General features: G+C 70.9%; 14 protein-coding genes. 7 read left to right on the top strand and 7 right to left on the bottom strand.

Annotated features, from left to right (window positions below; all coding sequences use genetic code 11):
* Positions 1-37: 37 nt before the first annotated feature.
* The 7 genes from ABZT87_RS24440 to ABZT87_RS24410 all read right to left on the bottom strand — a co-directional run bounded on the left by ABZT87_RS24440 (position 38) and on the right by ABZT87_RS24410 (position 8399).
* Positions 38-592, bottom strand: coding sequence for a phosphatase PAP2 family protein (locus ABZT87_RS24440; RefSeq protein ID WP_355138348.1), 555 nt, complete (start codon positions 590-592; stop codon positions 38-40).
* Positions 593-711: 119 nt separating this feature from the next.
* On the bottom strand, positions 712-2127 hold the full coding sequence (locus tag ABZT87_RS24435) for a HAMP domain-containing sensor histidine kinase (RefSeq protein ID WP_355138346.1): 1416 nt from the start codon (positions 2125-2127) through the stop codon (positions 712-714).
* An 80-nt stretch (positions 2128-2207) separates the two neighbouring features.
* The gene (locus ABZT87_RS24430; protein WP_354857778.1) at positions 2208-2885 is read right to left on the bottom strand and encodes a response regulator transcription factor; all 678 of its coding nucleotides are present in this window, start codon (positions 2883-2885) and stop codon (positions 2208-2210) included.
* A gap of 201 nt (positions 2886-3086) precedes the next feature.
* Positions 3087-3857 (bottom strand): ABC transporter permease, encoded by a 771-nt coding sequence (locus ABZT87_RS24425; RefSeq protein ID WP_355138344.1) that lies wholly within the window; start codon positions 3855-3857, stop codon positions 3087-3089.
* A 252-nt stretch (positions 3858-4109) separates the two neighbouring features.
* The gene (locus ABZT87_RS24420) at positions 4110-5633 is read right to left on the bottom strand and encodes a ricin-type beta-trefoil lectin domain protein (protein ID WP_355138342.1); all 1524 of its coding nucleotides are present in this window, start codon (positions 5631-5633) and stop codon (positions 4110-4112) included.
* Positions 5634-5746: 113 nt separating this feature from the next.
* A complete protein-coding gene (locus tag ABZT87_RS24415) occupies positions 5747-7297 on the bottom strand; it encodes a beta-1,3-glucanase family protein (protein WP_355138340.1) in 1551 nt (516 codons plus the stop codon).
* A 358-nt stretch (positions 7298-7655) separates the two neighbouring features.
* A complete protein-coding gene (locus ABZT87_RS24410; protein WP_355067968.1) occupies positions 7656-8399 on the bottom strand; it encodes a GntR family transcriptional regulator in 744 nt (247 codons plus the stop codon).
* Between the two features lie 299 nt (positions 8400-8698).
* On the opposite strand from ABZT87_RS24410, the gene ABZT87_RS24405 reads away from it, so the two are divergent.
* The 7 genes from ABZT87_RS24405 (at position 8699) to ABZT87_RS24375 (ending at position 17456) form a co-directional block, all read left to right on the top strand.
* Positions 8699-9802: an ABC transporter substrate-binding protein gene (locus ABZT87_RS24405; protein WP_355138338.1), complete on the top strand. Its 1104-nt coding sequence runs from the start codon at positions 8699-8701 to the stop codon at positions 9800-9802.
* Between the two features lie 25 nt (positions 9803-9827).
* Positions 9828-11363, top strand: a complete 1536-nt coding sequence (locus tag ABZT87_RS24400; RefSeq protein ID WP_355138336.1) for a sugar ABC transporter ATP-binding protein — start codon at positions 9828-9830, stop codon at positions 11361-11363.
* On the top strand, positions 11360-12319 hold the full coding sequence (locus ABZT87_RS24395) for an ABC transporter permease (protein WP_355067963.1): 960 nt from the start codon (positions 11360-11362) through the stop codon (positions 12317-12319). Before ABZT87_RS24400 ends, ABZT87_RS24395 begins: the two co-directional genes overlap by 4 nt.
* Positions 12316-13332, top strand: coding sequence for an ABC transporter permease (locus ABZT87_RS24390; protein WP_355138334.1), 1017 nt, complete (start codon positions 12316-12318; stop codon positions 13330-13332). The genes ABZT87_RS24395 and ABZT87_RS24390 overlap by 4 nt, the downstream gene beginning before the upstream one ends.
* A complete protein-coding gene (gene lsrF / locus ABZT87_RS24385) occupies positions 13325-14212 on the top strand; it encodes a 3-hydroxy-5-phosphonooxypentane-2,4-dione thiolase (protein ID WP_354863282.1) in 888 nt (295 codons plus the stop codon). The genes ABZT87_RS24390 and lsrF overlap by 8 nt, the downstream gene beginning before the upstream one ends.
* Before the next feature lie 68 nt (positions 14213-14280).
* Positions 14281-15942, top strand: coding sequence for a glycerol-3-phosphate dehydrogenase/oxidase (locus ABZT87_RS24380; RefSeq protein ID WP_355067959.1), 1662 nt, complete (start codon positions 14281-14283; stop codon positions 15940-15942).
* Positions 15939-17456, top strand: coding sequence for an FGGY family carbohydrate kinase (locus ABZT87_RS24375; protein ID WP_355138332.1), 1518 nt, complete (start codon positions 15939-15941; stop codon positions 17454-17456). The genes ABZT87_RS24380 and ABZT87_RS24375 overlap by 4 nt, the downstream gene beginning before the upstream one ends.
* Positions 17457-17643: the final 187 nt, after the last annotated feature.

The following is a 17643-nucleotide window of genomic DNA, read 5'->3' as shown; positions in this document are numbered from 1 at the left end:
TGGTGCTTAATCGGGCGGTGCGGGCGGGCAAAAGTGCTCAGAAATTGCTGGCCGCGGCCCGTGGACGGTGTTGGTGGGCGCGCCAACCGAGGACGCGTGCGGCAAGCGCGATGATCAGGACAGCTCCCCCGCCGATGACCGCACCGGCGAGGATGTCGGCTGGATAGTGCACGCCCGCCCAGACTCGGGCGAAGCCGATGACAGCGGCCAGCACCGAGAGCAGTAGCCCCCAGCGCCAGGACAGGAACACCCCGACGGCGAAGGCCACCGCGAAAGCCGCCGTGGCGTGGTCGCTGGGCAGCGACCCTCCTGGGTCGTGTGGGATCAGCTGATGCACGGGATGCGTCTGAAACGGGCGGGCCTCATTGCTGGCACGTGCGACTACCTGACCGGCGGCGAACGCCAAGGCCAGCGACGCCCCGACGCGGACGAGTAGCGGCCAACCACGCGATCTCAGGCCGAGCAGCAGCGCGACCGTCGCCACGGCGCCGAGGGGGTAGATCAGCCAGACAGCGCACCACTCCAGCACGTCGTCGAGCGGATCATGATGTCCGGCAGCTGCGTTGATGAGGTGAAACAGGTGATAGTTCATCGGGCGTCCGATCCCGTCGCCGACCCGGCTCCCGTCGACCGGCTGGGCCCAGCCAATCTGTTCGCGACTGAGAGGACCCTGAAAGGCGAGGACACCGGCAGTCGCACACGCCCTGGGGGTCAGTCGCCCGGTTCGCTGTCGCCGGTCAGCGGCAGACGGATCTGGATCGTCATTCCGGGGCCAGGCAGCACCCGCACGGTCCCGCCGTGCGCCGCAACGATCTCCCGGGTGATCGGCAGGCCCAGACCACTTCCGCCGTCGGCGCGGGCCCTGCTCTCATCGAGCCGGACGAACCGTTCGAAGATCCGTTCCCGCTGGGCGACCGGCACGCCCGGCCCATCGTCGGTGACCTCCAGGCATCCCCACCCGTCCTCGGCCCCGACCCGTAGGAGCACCTCGTGGCGTGCGTGGTGAGCGGCGTTGTCAGCGAGGTTGCGCAGCGCCCGCCCGAGGTCGTGGGCGTCGCCGGTCACCCGCACCGCGGTGAGCTGGGTTCGGACGGTCAGGTCCGGTCGGCGGGCGGAGAGGTGCTCTCGCTCGGTGTAGGCCAGGTCGTCGAGGTCGACGTCCTCACGGCGCAGGGTGAGCCCGTGTTCGTCGATACGGGCGAGGAGCAGCAGGTCGGCGACCAGCCTGCCCAGTCGCTGCGACTCTCGGCGCATCAGTCGGACCAGGTCGTCGTTCGCGCCAGGCAGGGGCGTCATCGTAAGGCGGTCGAGGCCGGCCTGCAGGGTTGCCAGCGGGCTGCGCAGTTCGTGGCTGGCGTCGGCGATGAACCGCCGTTGACTGGTCGCCGCCGTCTGCAGTCGGTCGAGCATGCTGTTCATCGTCTGCGCGAGTGCCGCCACCTCGTCGTGCGCTTGGGGCACCGGCACCCGGGCGTGCAGATCTCGGGCGGTGATGCCCGCTACCCGACGGCGAATCGCCTCCACCGGACGCAGCGACCGGCCAACGAACAGGAACACGGCCGCGCCGATCAGCAGCAACATCGCCGGCAACCCGATGACCAGGATCGCGGCGATCACCTCGGTGCTCTCGTGGACTGGTCGCAACGACTGGGCCACCAGCACCGTCCGGGTGCCCGAGCTGGTGCCGACACCAATCGCGACCACCCGATAGGCGTCATCGTCCGCGAAGGGCAGCGTCCGCTGTTCCCGCAGCGTCTGGCCGGCAGCGGGACGCAGCCGGGACAGTGGCACGGCACCGTCGAGCGTCGGCGACGCCGCCTGCACCACACCCGACGGCGCCAGCACCTGCACCAGACTCTGCTCCCCCGGACGGGGCTTCAGCGTCTGGGCGATGGCACCGGAGTCACCGCCAGCTACCGCCGTGGCCACCTCGGCGGCGCGCTGCCGGGCGGCCGCGTCCACGTTGCGGACCAGGTTGGCCCGGGCCAGGTAGACGAAGACGGCCGCGCCAATCCCGAAGACCACCGCCACCACCATGGTGGCGGCCAGCGCCGAACTCAGCCGCACGCCCAGGCGGCGGCCTGCCCACCGGGCCGGGGCCCGCAACGAGGTGAGCATCGTGGCCATATCCGCAGCCTAGGGTCCTCGGGGCTGAGAAGGCGCTGAGAGACCGCCAGGGTGGTGCGACTGCGCCACTTGGGGCACTGTCATCCGCCGTCGGCGGCCAGCCGGTATCCCATGCCCCGTTCCGTCTGGATGGCCCGCCTGCCAAACGGATGGTCGATCTTGCGGCGCAGGTAGCCGACATACACCTCGACGATGTTGGGGTCCCCGTCGAAGTGGGCGTCCCAGACGTTGTCGATGATCTGCCGCTTGGACACCACGTCGCCACGATGACGCATGAGGAACTCCAGCAGCGCGAACTCCCGGGCGGTCACCCGGATCGGTTGCCCAGCGCGGGTGACCTGCCGCCGGGCCGGGTCCACTGCCAGGTCACCGGCGGTCAGGATCACCGGTCGGGCCGGGGCGCCCCGGCGGATCAGTGCCCGCAGGCGGGCCACCAGCACCACGAACGAGAACGGCTTGATCAAATAGTCGTCGGCGCCGAGGTCGAACGCGTCGGCCTGGTCGTACTCGCCGTCCTTGGCGGTCAACATCAGCACCGGCGTCCACACGTCCCGCGAGCGCAACTGGCGGCACACCTCGTAGCCGTTGAGGCCGGGCAGCATGATGTCGAGCACCACCGCGTCGTACGGGTTCTCGGTGGCTGCCCACAGCCCGTCAATCCCGTTGTGCTGCACATCGACGGTGAATCCCTCGTCGGTCAGGCCGGCGCGGATCACCTCCGCCAGGGCGGTCTCGTCCTCGACGACCAGCACGCGCACGCCGCTCGTTCCTTCCCGCGCCCGTAGTCCCCGGCGGGCCCGGCCGGGTCCGCGTCACCTCCGATCATCGCGCGCGAAGGGGCGGAGGCGGCCGAGTCAGGATATAGGCGACCCAAAAGGCCAAGATCGGGCTCAGCCAGGACCGTGAGGACGCCGCCGCGACCACGAGCCCAGTACACCCACGGCACATATGCCCACACGTCAGCGACGGCTCGGCTGGGGTTTCGGCGTGGCGGGTTGGAGACGGCTGCGGGCCACCAGTTCGACGGTGAGGACGACGGCGACGGCCTCTACGGCGAGGAGCCCGACGAGGACGACCAACTGCGTCACTCCGGCGGCGAGCGGGCTCGCTCCGCCGAGCAGCACACCGACGAAGGCGCCGGGCAGGGTCACCAGGCCAACCGTCCGGGTCTGGTCAAGCGCCGGGACCAACGCCTGTCCCGCCGCCGGACGGCACACCAGCAGCACCGCGTCGCGGGGCAGCAAGCCCAGGGCCAGGCCGGCCTCCACCTCACCGCGCCTGCTGGTCAGCTCGTCGAGCGCGCGCCGCCCGGCCAGCGACGTCGCGGTCATCGCCCCGCCGATCAGGATCCCCGCGACCGGGATGATCGCGATGCCGCGCATCGGCACCAGGCCCGCCGACAGCAGCCCCGCCACCACAGCCATGCTTCCCACCACGATCGGCGCGCCGGCCCACCACCCCCGACCGCCGCCCGTGACACGCCGACCGGACGTGCCCGCCGCCACCGCACACATAAGGACAACAAACGCAGCTGTGGCCCACAGCGACACCGCGATGCCCGCGATCAGCAGCGACACGGCACCCAGTTGGATCGCGGCACGGACGGCGGCGACCATCACCTGCCGACCGTGACCCAGCTTTCCGAAGGTCACGACGACCGCCGCTACAAGGGTCAGGACAACCAGCGCGACACCGAGCTTCGGGCCAACCACGAGCATGGTCGAGGACATGCCGACAGTCTCCCGCCACGCCCGGCCCTCGCGGTCGCGGCGGACATGCCGCGCTGTCGAATGATCACCCTGGCCTGGCGGGAGCGTCGAGCAGCCAGCGGGACGACGTCTAACCCCCTACGCGAGTTCGCTTGGCGCGAACTCCCCCAACTTGTCGCGGACTTCACCCCGTCACAATTCGCCGAGCGTAGGACGCTGGAGACGGGCGCCCGGGTACGTGCTCCTCCGGGCACCCGCCCCCTGCGGGGTTGGTCAGCCGCGTCGCCACTTCTGGTTGGCGCCGCCGTTGCAGGTCCACAACTGCAGGACCGCGTCGTTGTTCGGGTCCCAGTCCTTGATGTCGACGCACTTGTTGGCCTGCGGATTGACCAGATCACCGGCGCCGCTGAGCACGAACTGCTGCGCGGGGTTGCCCGAACAGGTGGCGATCTGGATGGCAGCGCCGTCGGCAGTGGAACCCCAGGCCACGTCCATGCACTTGTTGTTCTGGGTACGCAACGTGCCGCCGACAAACTCCCAGCGCTGGTTCGTGCCGTCGGTGCAGTTCCAGACGATCAGGCGTTGACCATCGTTGAAGTTCCAGTTCGGTACGTCGATGCACTTGTTGTGCCAGTTGCTGACGATCCGGCTGGAGTCGCCAGCGGTGGTGGTCAGGGACAGCCCGTAGCGCTGAAGGATCGGTGTGATTGGCTGGTAGAAGAAGTTGCCTCCGGCGTCGCAGTTGCCGGTGGTCCCGGAGGTGACGCCTTGCGCCTGGTTGCCTGAGATGACCGCGCCTCCGGAGTCGCCGGGCTGCGCGCAGGCGCTGCTGCGCACCAGGCCCACGACCGCACCCTGGGCGTAGTTGACGGTGACGTTCTTGGCGGTGATGGTGCCGCACCGCCAGCCGGTGGTGCGTCCCGAGCGGCAGACCGAGCTGCCTTGGACGGCCTCACCAGAGCCGGCGACCAACACGTTGCCGCCGGCGTAGTTGTTCACCCACGGCTGGGAGGCCCAGGAGCCGTTGGTACGAACCCAGCCGTAGTCGTTGCCGGGGAACACCGACTCGGCGACGGTGCCCTGATCGACGTTGTTGAAGCCGCGGGTGGGCGCTCCCGCCCCACCGCAGTGACCGGCGGTGACGAAGCCGCCGGCGACCGCAAAGCCGACCGAGCACAGCGTTCCGGCACCGATGGCGTACTGGTCGCCGCCCCGGATGTCGAAGACCGGCCGTGGCGTTTCGGTGGTGACCCGGACGGTCACCTCGTCCGGGTCGGCAGTACTGCCCCGGACGAACGCGAGACCGGCGGATCGGGACGTGGCTGCGACGACAACCGTGTTGGTGACCGGGTCGACGTACCAGGTGCGCACCGCGTCCGCGGCGCCGGCCGCCACCGAGTCCAACGCCGACTTGGTGGCATTCAGCTGTCGCTCGGAGCGGGTCACGACCCTCGGTGTCGCGCCGGCGGCCCGTACCGCGGCGGCATCCGCGGCCCGGGTGACGCCCACAAGCAGTTCGGTGCCGTCGACCCAGGCGCCGGCATACCGCTGGCCCAGCGCGCTACGGAGACGTTCGGCGGTCGGTGTCGCGGCGGCCTCCATCCGGAGGCGGACCTGGACCTGAGCGTCGGACAGATGGAGGTCTCGGCGCATCGCCTCGGTCATGGACACTGCGGAGTCGTGCGGCGGGGAGATCGGGTCGGACGGCGGCGCGGCGGCGGCGCCCTGGGACGGTACGGCGAGTGTCGCGCCGGCGATGACGGCGACGGCGGCGGAGCGCCATGTGGTCTGGTTCACGGGGGTGTCCTCTATTGCATGGTGGGGTTCAGCGTGGGTGCTCGAGCCGTCCGGGCATCCGTTCGGGGGGACGGATGCCGGCAGCGGCGGGTGGGACGTGGTTCGGGGGTTGGTCAGCCGCGTCGCCACTTCTGGTTGGCGCCGCCGTTGCAGGTCCACAACTGCAGGACCGCGTCGTTGTTCGGGTCCCAGTCCTTGATGTCGACGCACTTGTTGGCCTGCGGATTGACCAGATCACCGGCGCCGCTGAGCACGAACTGCTGCGCGGGGTTGCCCGAACAGGTGGCGATCTGGATAGCAGCGCCGTCAGCAGTGGAACCCCAGGCCACGTCCATGCACTTGTTGTTCTGGGTACGCAACGTGCCGCCGACAAACTCCCAGCGCTGGTTCGTGCCGTCGGTGCAGTTCCAGACGATCAGGCGTTGACCATCGTTGAAGTTCCAGTTCGGTACGTCGATGCACTTGTTGTGCCAGTTGCTGACGATCCGGCTGGAGTCGGTGGCCGGGGGCGGCGTGGTGGGCGGCGGGTTGCCGCCGGTGAACGGCGAGAGGATGATCGCCGCCGAGCGGGGGTCACCGTGGTGCACCAGCGACTCGAAGCCACCGACGTCGTCGTAGGCGAAGCCGTACGCCTTGCCGTCGGCCATGTTCGCGTGGACGATCCGCGAGTAGTGGTTGGGCGAGCTGTTGCGGTAGAACTGGTTCGCATCCAGCACCGGCTCCTGCGACGAGGTGCCCAGGGTGCCTCGGTTCAGCGCCGTGCACAGCGTCCGCTTTATCTCCGGCTCGATGAACGGTGGCGTGTTCGGGGCGTTGAACACTCCGTCGCAGCCCCAGACGTTGGCCGTGCTGGGCTTGGCCACCGTGGCGACCTGAGCGCCGGCAGAGTCGGTGAAGACCATGGTGTTGCCGTTGGTCCGGCCGAAGAACCGCCGGTTCGGCTCGTTGACCCGGGGCACGACGGTGAGGGTTCGGCCCGTGTAGGCGTTCCACGCCGAGGTGATGTATCCGTCCAGGTAATTCGGGCTCATCAGGCCGGCGTCCATCGCCTTGCCGGGTGCGAGGACCCGCAGGACGGTGCCGTCGGAGCGGGTGTACACGGAACGGGCGAAGTCGCCGTTGGCCCGGATCTGGTTGATCACGTTCTCCCGGCCGTTGGCGACCGGGTCGCCGGTGCGGATCGTCTGTCCGTCGGCACCGGTGACGCTCACGCCGTGCGGGACGGCGAACATGTCCACCTGGGAACTGTTCAGCCACAGACCCGAGTCGTTGTAGGTGAACTCGGACCAGTCGAACAGGATGTCCCGGTTCGGGTCACCGCCGGCCCACGGAGCGGGTTGGACAAGCCCGTCGGGGCTGAGACGGAGGTCCAACTTCCGGCCGAAGGAGAAATAGATCCGGCCCGAGATGAACCGCGGGACGCGTACGGTGACGCTGCCTCCATTGCCTGGGCCCGAGATCGCGACGTCCGGCGCGGGGGTCGGTGGCAGGCCACCAGCGGGCCAGGCCGAGAACTGTCCGGCGGCATTGACGTAGCCGAGCCGGCCGCCGGGGCGGATATCCTGCCCCAGGATGTAGAGGAACACGGCCTCGCCGCGGCCGGAGTTGTTCGTGACGGTGACGGGTAGGACATCAGGCCCCACCGCGTCGGCCGGCTGCGGCATGACGGTGACCATCGGAACAGCGGTGATAAGGACCGCCGCAGCGGCGCCGAGAGCCACCCTGAGGCGGCCTAGCATCGACAAGCTCTTGTTCAACCGGAACCTCCTGACATCGGCCTGGCCCGTCCTGACGGCCAGGACGAGTCCGAGAGAGCGCTCTCACAGCCTGATAATCATCGATGGCAAAGTCAACAGCAATCGTTAACTTTGTTGCCTGTGATTCGGAGGTCATCAGGTCCCGGATAACCCGGGAGCACGATGAGGCAGCGTCAACGGGCGGGCATCGTGGACGGCCCACCCTCTCGGTGTCGGCGCCCCGGGCCGGCTCGGCGGTCAGGCACTCTGGGTTGAACCCCAGGGTTCAGCGGATGCCCACGAAGAACCGGGTCTGGTCGCTGCGGTGCAACGCGTAGTAGGCCTCGAAACGGGTGCCGTCGGGCAACCAGGCCACGGATTCGATGCCGAGCAGAGGCGTTGAGGTCGCCACCTCGAGCAGCGCGGCGTCGTCGGGCTCCGGGAAGACCGCTTCGATCCAACGGTCGGCTGCGGCGGCCTCCAGCCCGTAGCGGCGTCGCAGGACGTCGTACAGCGACTGGTTCTCGAGCACGGCGCGCTCCAGGCCGGGCACCAGGCGGGCCGGCAGAGCGGTATCGACGAGCAGCCACGGCTGTCCATCGACCCGTCGGAGTCTGCGCATCCGTACGACCTGCTCGCCGTGCGGGATCTGCAGCAGCTCGGCTTCGCGCTGGTCCGCCTCGCCGAGGCTCTGGCTGATCGTGTGGGTGGCCACCCTGCGGCCGGCCTCCCGCAGATCGTGGGCGGATCCGGACACCGAGCCGACGAAGTGCAGCTCCGTCTTACGTGGAGCGACGAAGGCGCCCCGCCCTTTGACCTTGTAGATCATCCGCTGCTGGACGAGCTCACGCAGCGCTTCCCGCACCACGGTCCGAGAGACGCCGAAGATGTCGCTCAACTCCGCCTCGGAGGGCAGCGGCTGGTCCGGGCCGACCTCACCCGACTCGATCTGACTGCGCAGCGCTCGCATCAGCTGCATCCACAGCGGTTCGACCCCGTCACGGGTCAACCGCCGGTAGGTCATCGTCATGGATCCCCTTCTCATCGATCGCGTACAGCATGCCATGCCGCTAATGCTGTCGTTACAGGTTGCACGGATTTCTGAGGCGGGATCGCGGATGGCGGGAACCACCGTCGGGAAATCCCCTGGTCGTTACGCCCCTGTTACCAGAAACACTGTGACGTGCAACACGTTCTTAACGCAGATCTAGCGCACCTGTCACTACAGGTCTGTAATAACTGGACCTCGCCCCACCCCCGTGGTGGCCAGGCAACCTGCGCACACCGTGTCCCGCTCCGGCGGGGCCGCTCTTCCTGGAGGCCCCCACCATGCGCGTCCACCACACATCCCGGCGCTGGCGCGCCGCAGCGTCAGCCTCGCTCGCGGCCGCAATCGCGGTAACGGCGTCCGGTTGCGGCTCCGGCTCGAACGACGGCGGAGGGAGCGCAGGCGGCGACAAGCCGTTCATCGCGCTCAGCAACGGCTTCATCGGCAACGGCTGGCGGCAGACGATGATCGCCAAGTTCGAGGCCTCCGCCGCCAAGGCGCAGAGCGACGGGCTGATCGGCAAGTTCAAGGTCGTCAACGCCCCCGGCGAGAACTCGGCCACCGAGCAGGTCGCCCAGATCAAGAGCCTGCTGCTGCAGAAGCCGGACGCCCTGCTCATCGACCCGGCCTCGCCGACCGCGCTCAAGCCGGTCATCCAGCAGGCCTGCGACGCCGGCATCAAGGTCGTGGTCTTCGACTCGGCGATCGACGCCCCCTGCGCCCACGTGCTGCTCAACAGCTTCAAGGACTGGGCGACGGCCGCAGCCGAGCCGCTGGTCAAGGGCATCGGCGGCAAGGGAACGGTCATCGTCAGCCGCGGCGTGGTCGGGTCCCAGCCCGAGGAGGAGATGTACAAGACCACGCAGGAGATCCTGACCGCCAACCCGAATGTCAAGGTCGCCGCGACCGTCAACGGGATGTGCGACGGCGCCAAGGCGCAGAAGGCCGTGCTCGGCGTGCTGTCCAGCGTGCCGAAGGTGGACGGCGTCATCGGCTGCGGCGACGGCTACGGCGTCGCCCAGGCCTTCACCACGGCCGGCAAGCCGATCCCGGCGCTCACCTTCGAGACCAACGGCCGCGCGCTGAAGTACTGGCAGGACAGCAAGCTCGACAACGGCTCGGTCGCGGTCATGTCCGACCCGGGCCAGTCGGTGGCCGCCCTCTGGGAGGCGATCGACCTGCTCGACGGCAAGGACATCCCGAAGGAACTGACCTTCCCGATCGTGCTGGTGGAGCAGAAGGACGTCGCCGCCTGGGCCGGCGCGCTCAAGCCCGACGAGTACGCCGCCTGGCCGTGGACCCAGGACCTCTTCCGCAAGCAGGTCGAGGCCGTGAAGACCGGTGGCGCGCCGGTCCAGCCGCCGATCCCGACGGCCGCCGGCTGACCGGGACATCCCAAAGGAGCGGATCATGCACGTCAACAACCTGCCGGTGGGGTCGCTCGCGGCCCCGCCGGCGGGCGACCGGGAGGCCGCCCCGGCCCAGCCGGTCGTCACCGCACGGCAGGTGACCAGGACGTACGGACGTACCCGGGCGCTCACCGGCGTGGACCTCGAGGTCCGCGCCGGGGAGGTGCTCGGCCTCGTCGGCCACAACGGCGCCGGCAAGAGCACGCTGATGCGCGTCCTCGCCGGGCTGGAGGCGTGCGACGAGGGCGTGGTCACCGTCCGCGGGCAGGAGGTGCCGCGCGACGTCGGGCCGGGGGCTGCGGAGTTCCGCGCCGTACGGATGGCCTACCAGGAGACGTCGCTCTGCCCCGACCTCACCGTCGCGGAGAACATCTGGATCTCCTCCCGATCCTGCCTGCCCCGACTGCGGTGGCGGCGGGCGGCCAGCGTGGCGGTCCAGCGCCGGCTCGACGAGATGTTCCCGGGTCACGGGGTGGCGCCACGGGACCGGGTGGAGGACCTCACCCTGGCCCGACGACAGATGGTGGAGATCGCCCGGGCGAGCCTGGTCGACCGCCTCGACCTGCTGATCCTCGACGAGCCGACCGAGTCCCTCGGCCCGGACGCCGCCCGCTCCCTGTACGACCACGTCCGTACCCTCACCGCGCAGGGCTCGGCCGTGCTGCTCATCTCGCACCGCATCCGCGAGGTGCTGTCGGTGGCCGACCGGGTCGCCGTGATGCGCGACGGGGCGGTCGTGGCGGACAAGCCGGCGGCCGGGCTCAGCGAGGCCGACGTCCTCGTCCTGATGGGGGCCGAGGTGGCCGCCCCGGCCAACCCCGACCCGGTGCCGGCAGCCGTACCGGCCGGTGACCGGCCGGTCATGGCCGAGCTGCGCGGCGCCAGCGGCCAGGGCCTGCACGACGTCTCGGTCCGCATCGGCGCGGGCGAGGTCGTGGGCCTCGCCGGACTGGCCGGCCAGGGCCAGCAGGAGGTGCTCGAACGGCTGTGGCGCCCGGTCCGCAAGGACACCACGGTGCACGGCACCCGCGCGTACGTGCCGGGCGACCGGCAGCGCTCCGGCGTGTTCCCGCTGTGGTCCGTGGCGGAGAACCTGATCGTCACCGCGCAGCGCGGACTGGCCCGGTACGGCCTCCGCCGCCGGGCCGAGGAAGGCGCGGCGGTGCGGAGCTGGGTCGACCGGCTGGCCATCCGCGGCGGCGCCGACGCGGGCATGACCGAGCTCAGCGGCGGCAACCAGCAGAAGGTCATCGTGGCCCGGGCGTTCGCCTCGACGGCCGACCTGGTCCTGCTCGACGACCCGTTCCGCGGGGTGGACGTGCACACCAAGACCGACCTCTACGCGCTCATCCGCGCGGAGGCTGCCAACGGCCGCAGCGTCGTCTGGTACTCGAGCGAGAACGCCGAGATGGCGCACTGCGACCGGGTCTACGTGCTGCGCGCCGGCCGGGTCGTCGCCGAACTGACCGGCGAGGAGATCTCGGAGGAACGGATCATCGCCGTCTCCTTCGCCGAGTCGACGGGAGCACCGCGATGACCAACCTCGTCGTGGCGGCCGTGCCGCCACGAGCCCGACTGCGCCGCCTCGCACCGGCCATGGTCAGCACGATCGCCATGTTCGCGATGGTCGTCGTCTGCGCGTCGCTGCAGTCGGACGTGCTGACCGTCACCGGCCTCACCCTGATCCTCTCGGCCACCGTTCCGCTGGTCATCGCGGCCCAGGCCCAGATGATCCTCATGTCGGTCGGCGACATCGACCTCGGCATCGGCAACTTCGTCGGCCTGGTCACCGTCCTCACCGCCACCAAACTGGTGTCCTCGCCGGGCACCGGCGTCCTGCTCCTGGTCGGCCTCGTCGCGGCGTACGCCCTGCTGGGCGCGCTGATCCACCTGCGCCAGGTGCCCTCGCTGATCGCCACCCTCGGCACCTCGTTCGTCTGGCTGGGGCTGGGCCTGTTCGTCCTGCCCACCCCCGGTGGCAGCACGCCGGAGTGGCTGGCCACGTTCGGATCGTGGGCGCCGGCCGGATTCCCGGCGCCGCTGCTGCCGATCCTCGTGGTGTCCGCGCTGGTCTGGCTGATCGCCACCCGCGGCTCCGTCGGGGTCCGGGTCCGCGCCTTCGGCAGCAACCCGGTCGCGCTGCGCCGGGCCGGCCTGAGCCCGTTGGCCGCGCGGGTCGTTGCGTACGGGATGGCCGGCGCGCTCGGCGTGCTCGCCGGTCTCCTGCTGGCCTCACAGACCGGCGGCGGCGACGTCTCGTCCGCCTCCAGCTACACCCTGATCACGATCGCCGCGGTGATCCTCGGCGGTGGCTCCTTCCGGGGCGGCACCGCCGTGCCGTGGGGCGTCGCCATCGGCGGAGTGACGCTCGGCCTGGTCAGCGTCGTCCTCAGCCTCCTCGACGTGCCGTCCAACATGCAGTCGGCCGTCCAGGGCGCGATCGTGCTGGCCGTGCTCGCCGGCCGCGTCGTGGTCGGAAAGGTGCTCCGATGACCCTCCGTACGCTCGCCCGCCCCTGGATCTGGGGCTTCGCCGCCGCCACGCTGGTCTGGGTCCTCATCCTGGCCATCTCCAACCAGGGCGGCGGGCAGACGGTGTCGCTCGCCCTGTCCCTGGCCCCCTACCTGGTCATCGTGGGCCTGGGCCAGATGCTCGTGATCACCGCCGGCCCGGGCAACATCGACGTCTCGGTGGCGCCGATCATCTCGCTCGCCGGGTTCGTCGCGGTCGCGGCGACCGCGTCGACCGGATCGGTGGCGGTCGGCATCCTGGCGGGAGTCGGGGCCGGCCTGGCCGTCGCCGCGATCAGCGTGCTGGCCATCCTCGGCCTGTCCATTCCCCCGATCATCGCCACCCTGGCGTCCGGGCTGATCGCCTCGTCGCTGACCCTGTCGCTGGCCGACGGCTTCACCGCGATGCCCGACGACGGGCTGCGCCGGCTGCTCAACCTGCGCCCCGCGGGCGTACCGGTGCTCGCGGTCGCCGTGGCCGTACTCACCGCGCTTATCGTCGCCCTGCTCAGCCGTACGACGTACGGGCGGTCGCTGCTCGCCGTCGGCCAGAGCCGGCCGGCCGCGGAACGGGCCGGCATCCCGGTCGCCCGGATCATCGGCGCCACGTACCTGGCCAGCGGCGCCCTCGCCGGACTGGCCGGCGCCCTGCTGGCGGCGTACATCGCACCCTCGCCCGACCTGGGCACCCGGTACCTGCTCGACTCGGTCGCCGTGGTCGTGATCGGCGGGACGCTCATCTCGGGCGGTCGCGCCGTACCGGTGGGCATCTGGGGCAGCGCGCTCTTCTTCATCCTGCTCGACGGCCTGGTGAACCTGGTCGGCTGGAGCACCGCCGCGCAGAACCTGCTCAAGGGCGGCCTGGTGCTCTTCGTCCTCTTCCTGGCCGGTGGCGGTACGCGCCGCGACGCCACCACCTCCCGACCCCGGCGACGGGCGCGTCCCGCGACCGTCGCCACCGCCGCAACGACTACAGGAGACAACACCCATGGCTGACACCGACGGTCTGCTCGATGCCCGGGACTTCGGCGGGAGCGAGCGCCCGGCCACCGGCTTCCATGTCAAGGGCGCTCACGCACAGGACTGGGGACTGCAGAACCGGCTCGCCCGGATCTTCCGCCCCGACAACGGCCGTACCGTGATGCTGGCCTTCGACCACGGCTACTTCCTCGGCCCGATGGCCGGCCTGGAGCGGATCGACACCAACATCGCCCCGCTGGTGCCGCAGGCCGACGCGATCATGATGACCCGGGGCGCGCTGCGCACCAGCATCCCGTCGCACAGCACCGCCGGCGTGGTGCTGCGCGCCAGCGGCGGCCCGAGCGTGCTGCGGGACCTCTCCGACGAGCACCTCGCGCTCGACATCGAGGACGCGGTCCGGCTCAACGCGGCGGCCCTGGCGATCCAGGTGTTCATCGGCGGCGAGCACGAGTCGCGGTCGGTGGCGAACCTGGCCAAGCTGGTCGACGCCGGGCAGCGGCACGGCATCGCCGTCCTTGGTGTGACCGCGGTCGGCAAGGAGATGGTCCGCGACGCCCGCTACTTCCGGCTCGCCACCCGGATCAGCGCGGAGATGGGTGCGCACATCGTCAAGACGTACTACGTCAACGAGGGCTTCGAGACGGTGACCGCCAGCTGCCCGGTGCCGATCATCGTCGCCGGCGGTAAGAAGCTTCCCGAGCTCGACGCGCTGACCATGGCGTACCGGTCGATGCAGGAAGGCGCCGCGGGCGTCGACATGGGCCGCAACATCTTCCAGAGCGAGCACCCGGCGGCGATGCTCGCCGCCGTCCGCGCCGTGGTGCACGACGACGCGAAGCCCGAGGAGGCCCACGAGCTCTTCCGCGAGCGGTCGGCCGGTTCCGCAGCATCCTGACCCACCCCCAGGGGTGCGGGTCCCGGCACGCAGCCGCGGACCCGCACCCCACACCCCCGGGAGCCTTCATGTCGCAGCCACAGACCGGACCCGATGACGTCGTCGACCTCGTCATCGTCGGCGCCGGCATCAACGGCCTTGCCATCGCCAGAGACGCCGCCGACCGCGGCCTGAGTGTGGTCGTCGTGGACCGGGGCGACGTCGGCGCCGGTACGACGAGCACGTCGAGCCGGCTCATCCACGGTGGCCTGAAGTACCTCGAACGCTACGACTTCACTCTGGTGAACGAGTCCATCCGCGAACGCCACCTGCTGTTCCGCACCGCCCCGCACCTGGTGCACGACTACCCGATGCTCATCCCGTCCTACGCCCGCGACAGCCGACCGGGACCGCTGGTCCGGCTCGGCCTGGCGGCCTTTGACGTGCTGGCCGCCCGCCGCGGGCGCGGGATCAGCCGGGGCCTGTCCGCCCGCCGGATCGGTCAGCGCTGGCCGCAGCTGTCGCGCGACGGGCTGCGCGGCGGGGTGCTCTTCCGCGACGCGCAGGTGCCGTGGGCCGAGCGGCTCTGCGTCGAGCTGCTGCTCGACGCGGAACGGCTGGGCGCGCGGGTGCTGACCTACACCACGGTGACCGGGCTCATCGTCGAAGACGGCCGGGTGCTCGGGGTGCGGACCACGGACAACCGGTCCGGTCAGCAGGGGCGGATCCGAGCCCGGCTCACCGTGAACGCCGCCGGGCCGTGGATCGACCAGATCCTACGCGGACAGGTCGAGAGCCGGCGGCTCAACGGCGGCACCAAGGGCAGCCACGTCATCCTCGACCCGTTCCCCGGCGCCCCGGACACCTGCATCTTCTTCGAGGCCGCCGCCGACCAGCGGCCGATCTTCATCTTCCCGTGGGCGGGTCGCTACATCCTGGGCAGCACCGACCTCACCTACGACGGGGACCTCGACGAGGTCGTCGCCAGCGACGCCGAGATCGAGTACCTGCTCAACGAGACCAACCGGATCATTCCGCAGGCCAAGCTCACCCCGGCCGACGTGCTCTACAGCGTCGCCGGGATCCGCCCGCTGCCACACACGGCCGGCGTCTCGGACAACGCCAAGATCAGCCGTGGGCACACAGTGCTCGACCACGCGCCGGCGTACGCCGGACTGCTGTCGATCATCGGCGGCAAGCTGACCACCCACCGGGCGCTCGCCGAGGACGCCACCGACGCGGCGCTGAAGGTGCTCGGCCGGCCCCGCGGACGGTGCACCACCCGTACGCGGCCGCTGCCCGGCGCCGACACCGCCGACTGGCGTACGTTCCGCGCGGAGTTCCAGCGCTCGGCGACCCCGTTCACCGGCGACCAGCGGGCCCGGCTGCTCGACCTGTACGGGGTGCGGGCGCGCCGCGTGCGCGAACTCGTCGTCACCGATCCATCACTCGCCGAGGTCGTCGACGAGCAGAGCGGCGCGGTCGCCGCCGAGATCGTCATGGCGTTCCGCGAGGAGAGGGCCGTGACGTTGGCAGACGTCCTGCTGCGTCGTACCCTGATCGGCCTCGGCCCGGACATGGCGCTGTCGACCGCCGTGACCTGCGCGGACGTCGCCGTCCGGCATCTCGGCTGGGACGACGAACGGGCCCGCGCCGAGGTGGCCGCCTACCACGCCGAGCTGCGACGCTTCCGCCCGCGCGCGCTGAACCTCTCGGCGGCAACCCCGAACAGCGACAGGAGGACGTCATGACGACACCGCACATCTGCTACCTCGGGGTCGACGTCGGGCTCACCGCCACCAAGGCGGCCGCCTTCGACATCGAGGGCCGCGAGCTCGCCGTCGTGCACGCCCGCACGCCGCGCACCAGCGTGACCGCCCACCGCCACGACGTGGGCATGCCCGCGCTGGCCGACACGGTGATGTCACTGCTCGGCGAGATCACCGGCAAGCTGGCCGCCGACGGGTACGCCCCGGCCGGCATCGGGGTGGCCGCCCACGGCAACGGCCTCTACCCGGTCGACGAGGCGCTGCGCCCGGTGGGGCCGGCCATCGCCTCCTCGGACAGCCGCGCCCAGCGGATCGTCCAGGCCATCCCACCGGAGGGGGCACGCCGGCTGGCCGAGGAGACCGGGTCGATTCCCTGGGCCGCCCAGCCCAGCGTCCTGCTGCGCTGGCTGCGGGACAACGACGCCGACGCCTACGCGGCCACCCGGTGGGCCCTCTCCTGCAAGGACTGGGTCACCTCGCAGCTCACCGGCGTGGCCAGCGCCGACTACAGCGACGCCAGCGCCTCCGGCATGGTCGCGCTCGGCACCCGCGCCTACACCGCCACGGCGCTCGAACTCGTCGGGCTGCCGGCCACCGACCTCGACCGGTTCCCGCCGCTGCGGCGCTCCGACGCGGTGGTCGCCGGGCTGAGCGCCGCCGCCGCGGCCCGCAGCGGGCTCCCCGAGGGCCTGCCGGTCATCGCGGGTTGCATGGACTGCGTGGCGGCGACCCTCGGCGCCGGGGGCCGGGAGGTCGGGGACGGGACGATCATCGTCGGCACCTGGGCGATCAACGGCGTCGTCGTCCCCGCGCGTGCGCCCGCCCCCGAGGTAACCCTCAGCGCGTTCATGCCCGACCCGGCCACGATGCTGGCCATGGAGGTCGCGCCGACCTCCGCGGCGAACCTGGAGTGGCTCGCCTGCGCCGGGGTCGCGCACGACCAGGTCGGCAGCGTCGCCGCGGCGGAACTCCTGCGGGAAGCGGCCACCGTGCCACCCGGCGCGGACGGTCTGCTGTTCCTACCGTTCGTCAACGGCTCGCCCGAGCACCCGTCGGCGTCCGGCACCTTCCTCGGCATCTCCAGCAATCACCGCCGCGGGCACCTCACCCGAGCGGTCATCGAGGGGGTCGCCCAGTACCACCGGGTGCAGCTGGACCGGGTGTTGGCCAGCGGCGCGGACGTCGGGGACCGCCCCTGGCGGCTGGCCGGCGGAGGCGCCCGGTCAACGGTCTGGGCGCAGATCTTCGCCGACGTGCTGGGGCGACCCGTCCGGCGCCAGCTCACCAGCGAGCTGGGAGCCCGCGGAGTCGCCTCCCTGCTACCCGGCGCCCTTGCCCACGACGTGCCGCCGTGGACCGTCAACGACGAGGACGACCTGTGCGTGTACCCGGGACCCGACCGGGCCGCATACCTTGCGCACTCCCAGGTGTTCGACCGCTGTCTCGCCGGCATGTCCTCCGTTTGGTCGGAGGTCGAGCGCTACAGCACGACCTGACGTGCGCCCAGGGGTTGCAGGTCACCGGAGCCCGCTACGGGGCGGCCCCCGCGTGCGAGACGCCGAATCGGCCAACCCTCCTCCCCCTGCGGGTCCGATCCGGAGTTCGCTGTCGACCGGCGGTCAGCGGTCTACCCTGAAGATCTACCCGACACTTCAGGTGACGCTCCGACGGCGACTCCGGAAG

It is taken from the genome of Micromonospora sp. NPDC005237 (assembly GCF_040607775.1).
In the GTDB taxonomy this organism is placed as follows: Bacteria; Actinomycetota; Actinomycetes; order Mycobacteriales; family Micromonosporaceae; genus Micromonospora.
Note: the sequence above shows the minus strand (reverse complement) of the source record. Positions and strands in the feature narration are given on the sequence as shown.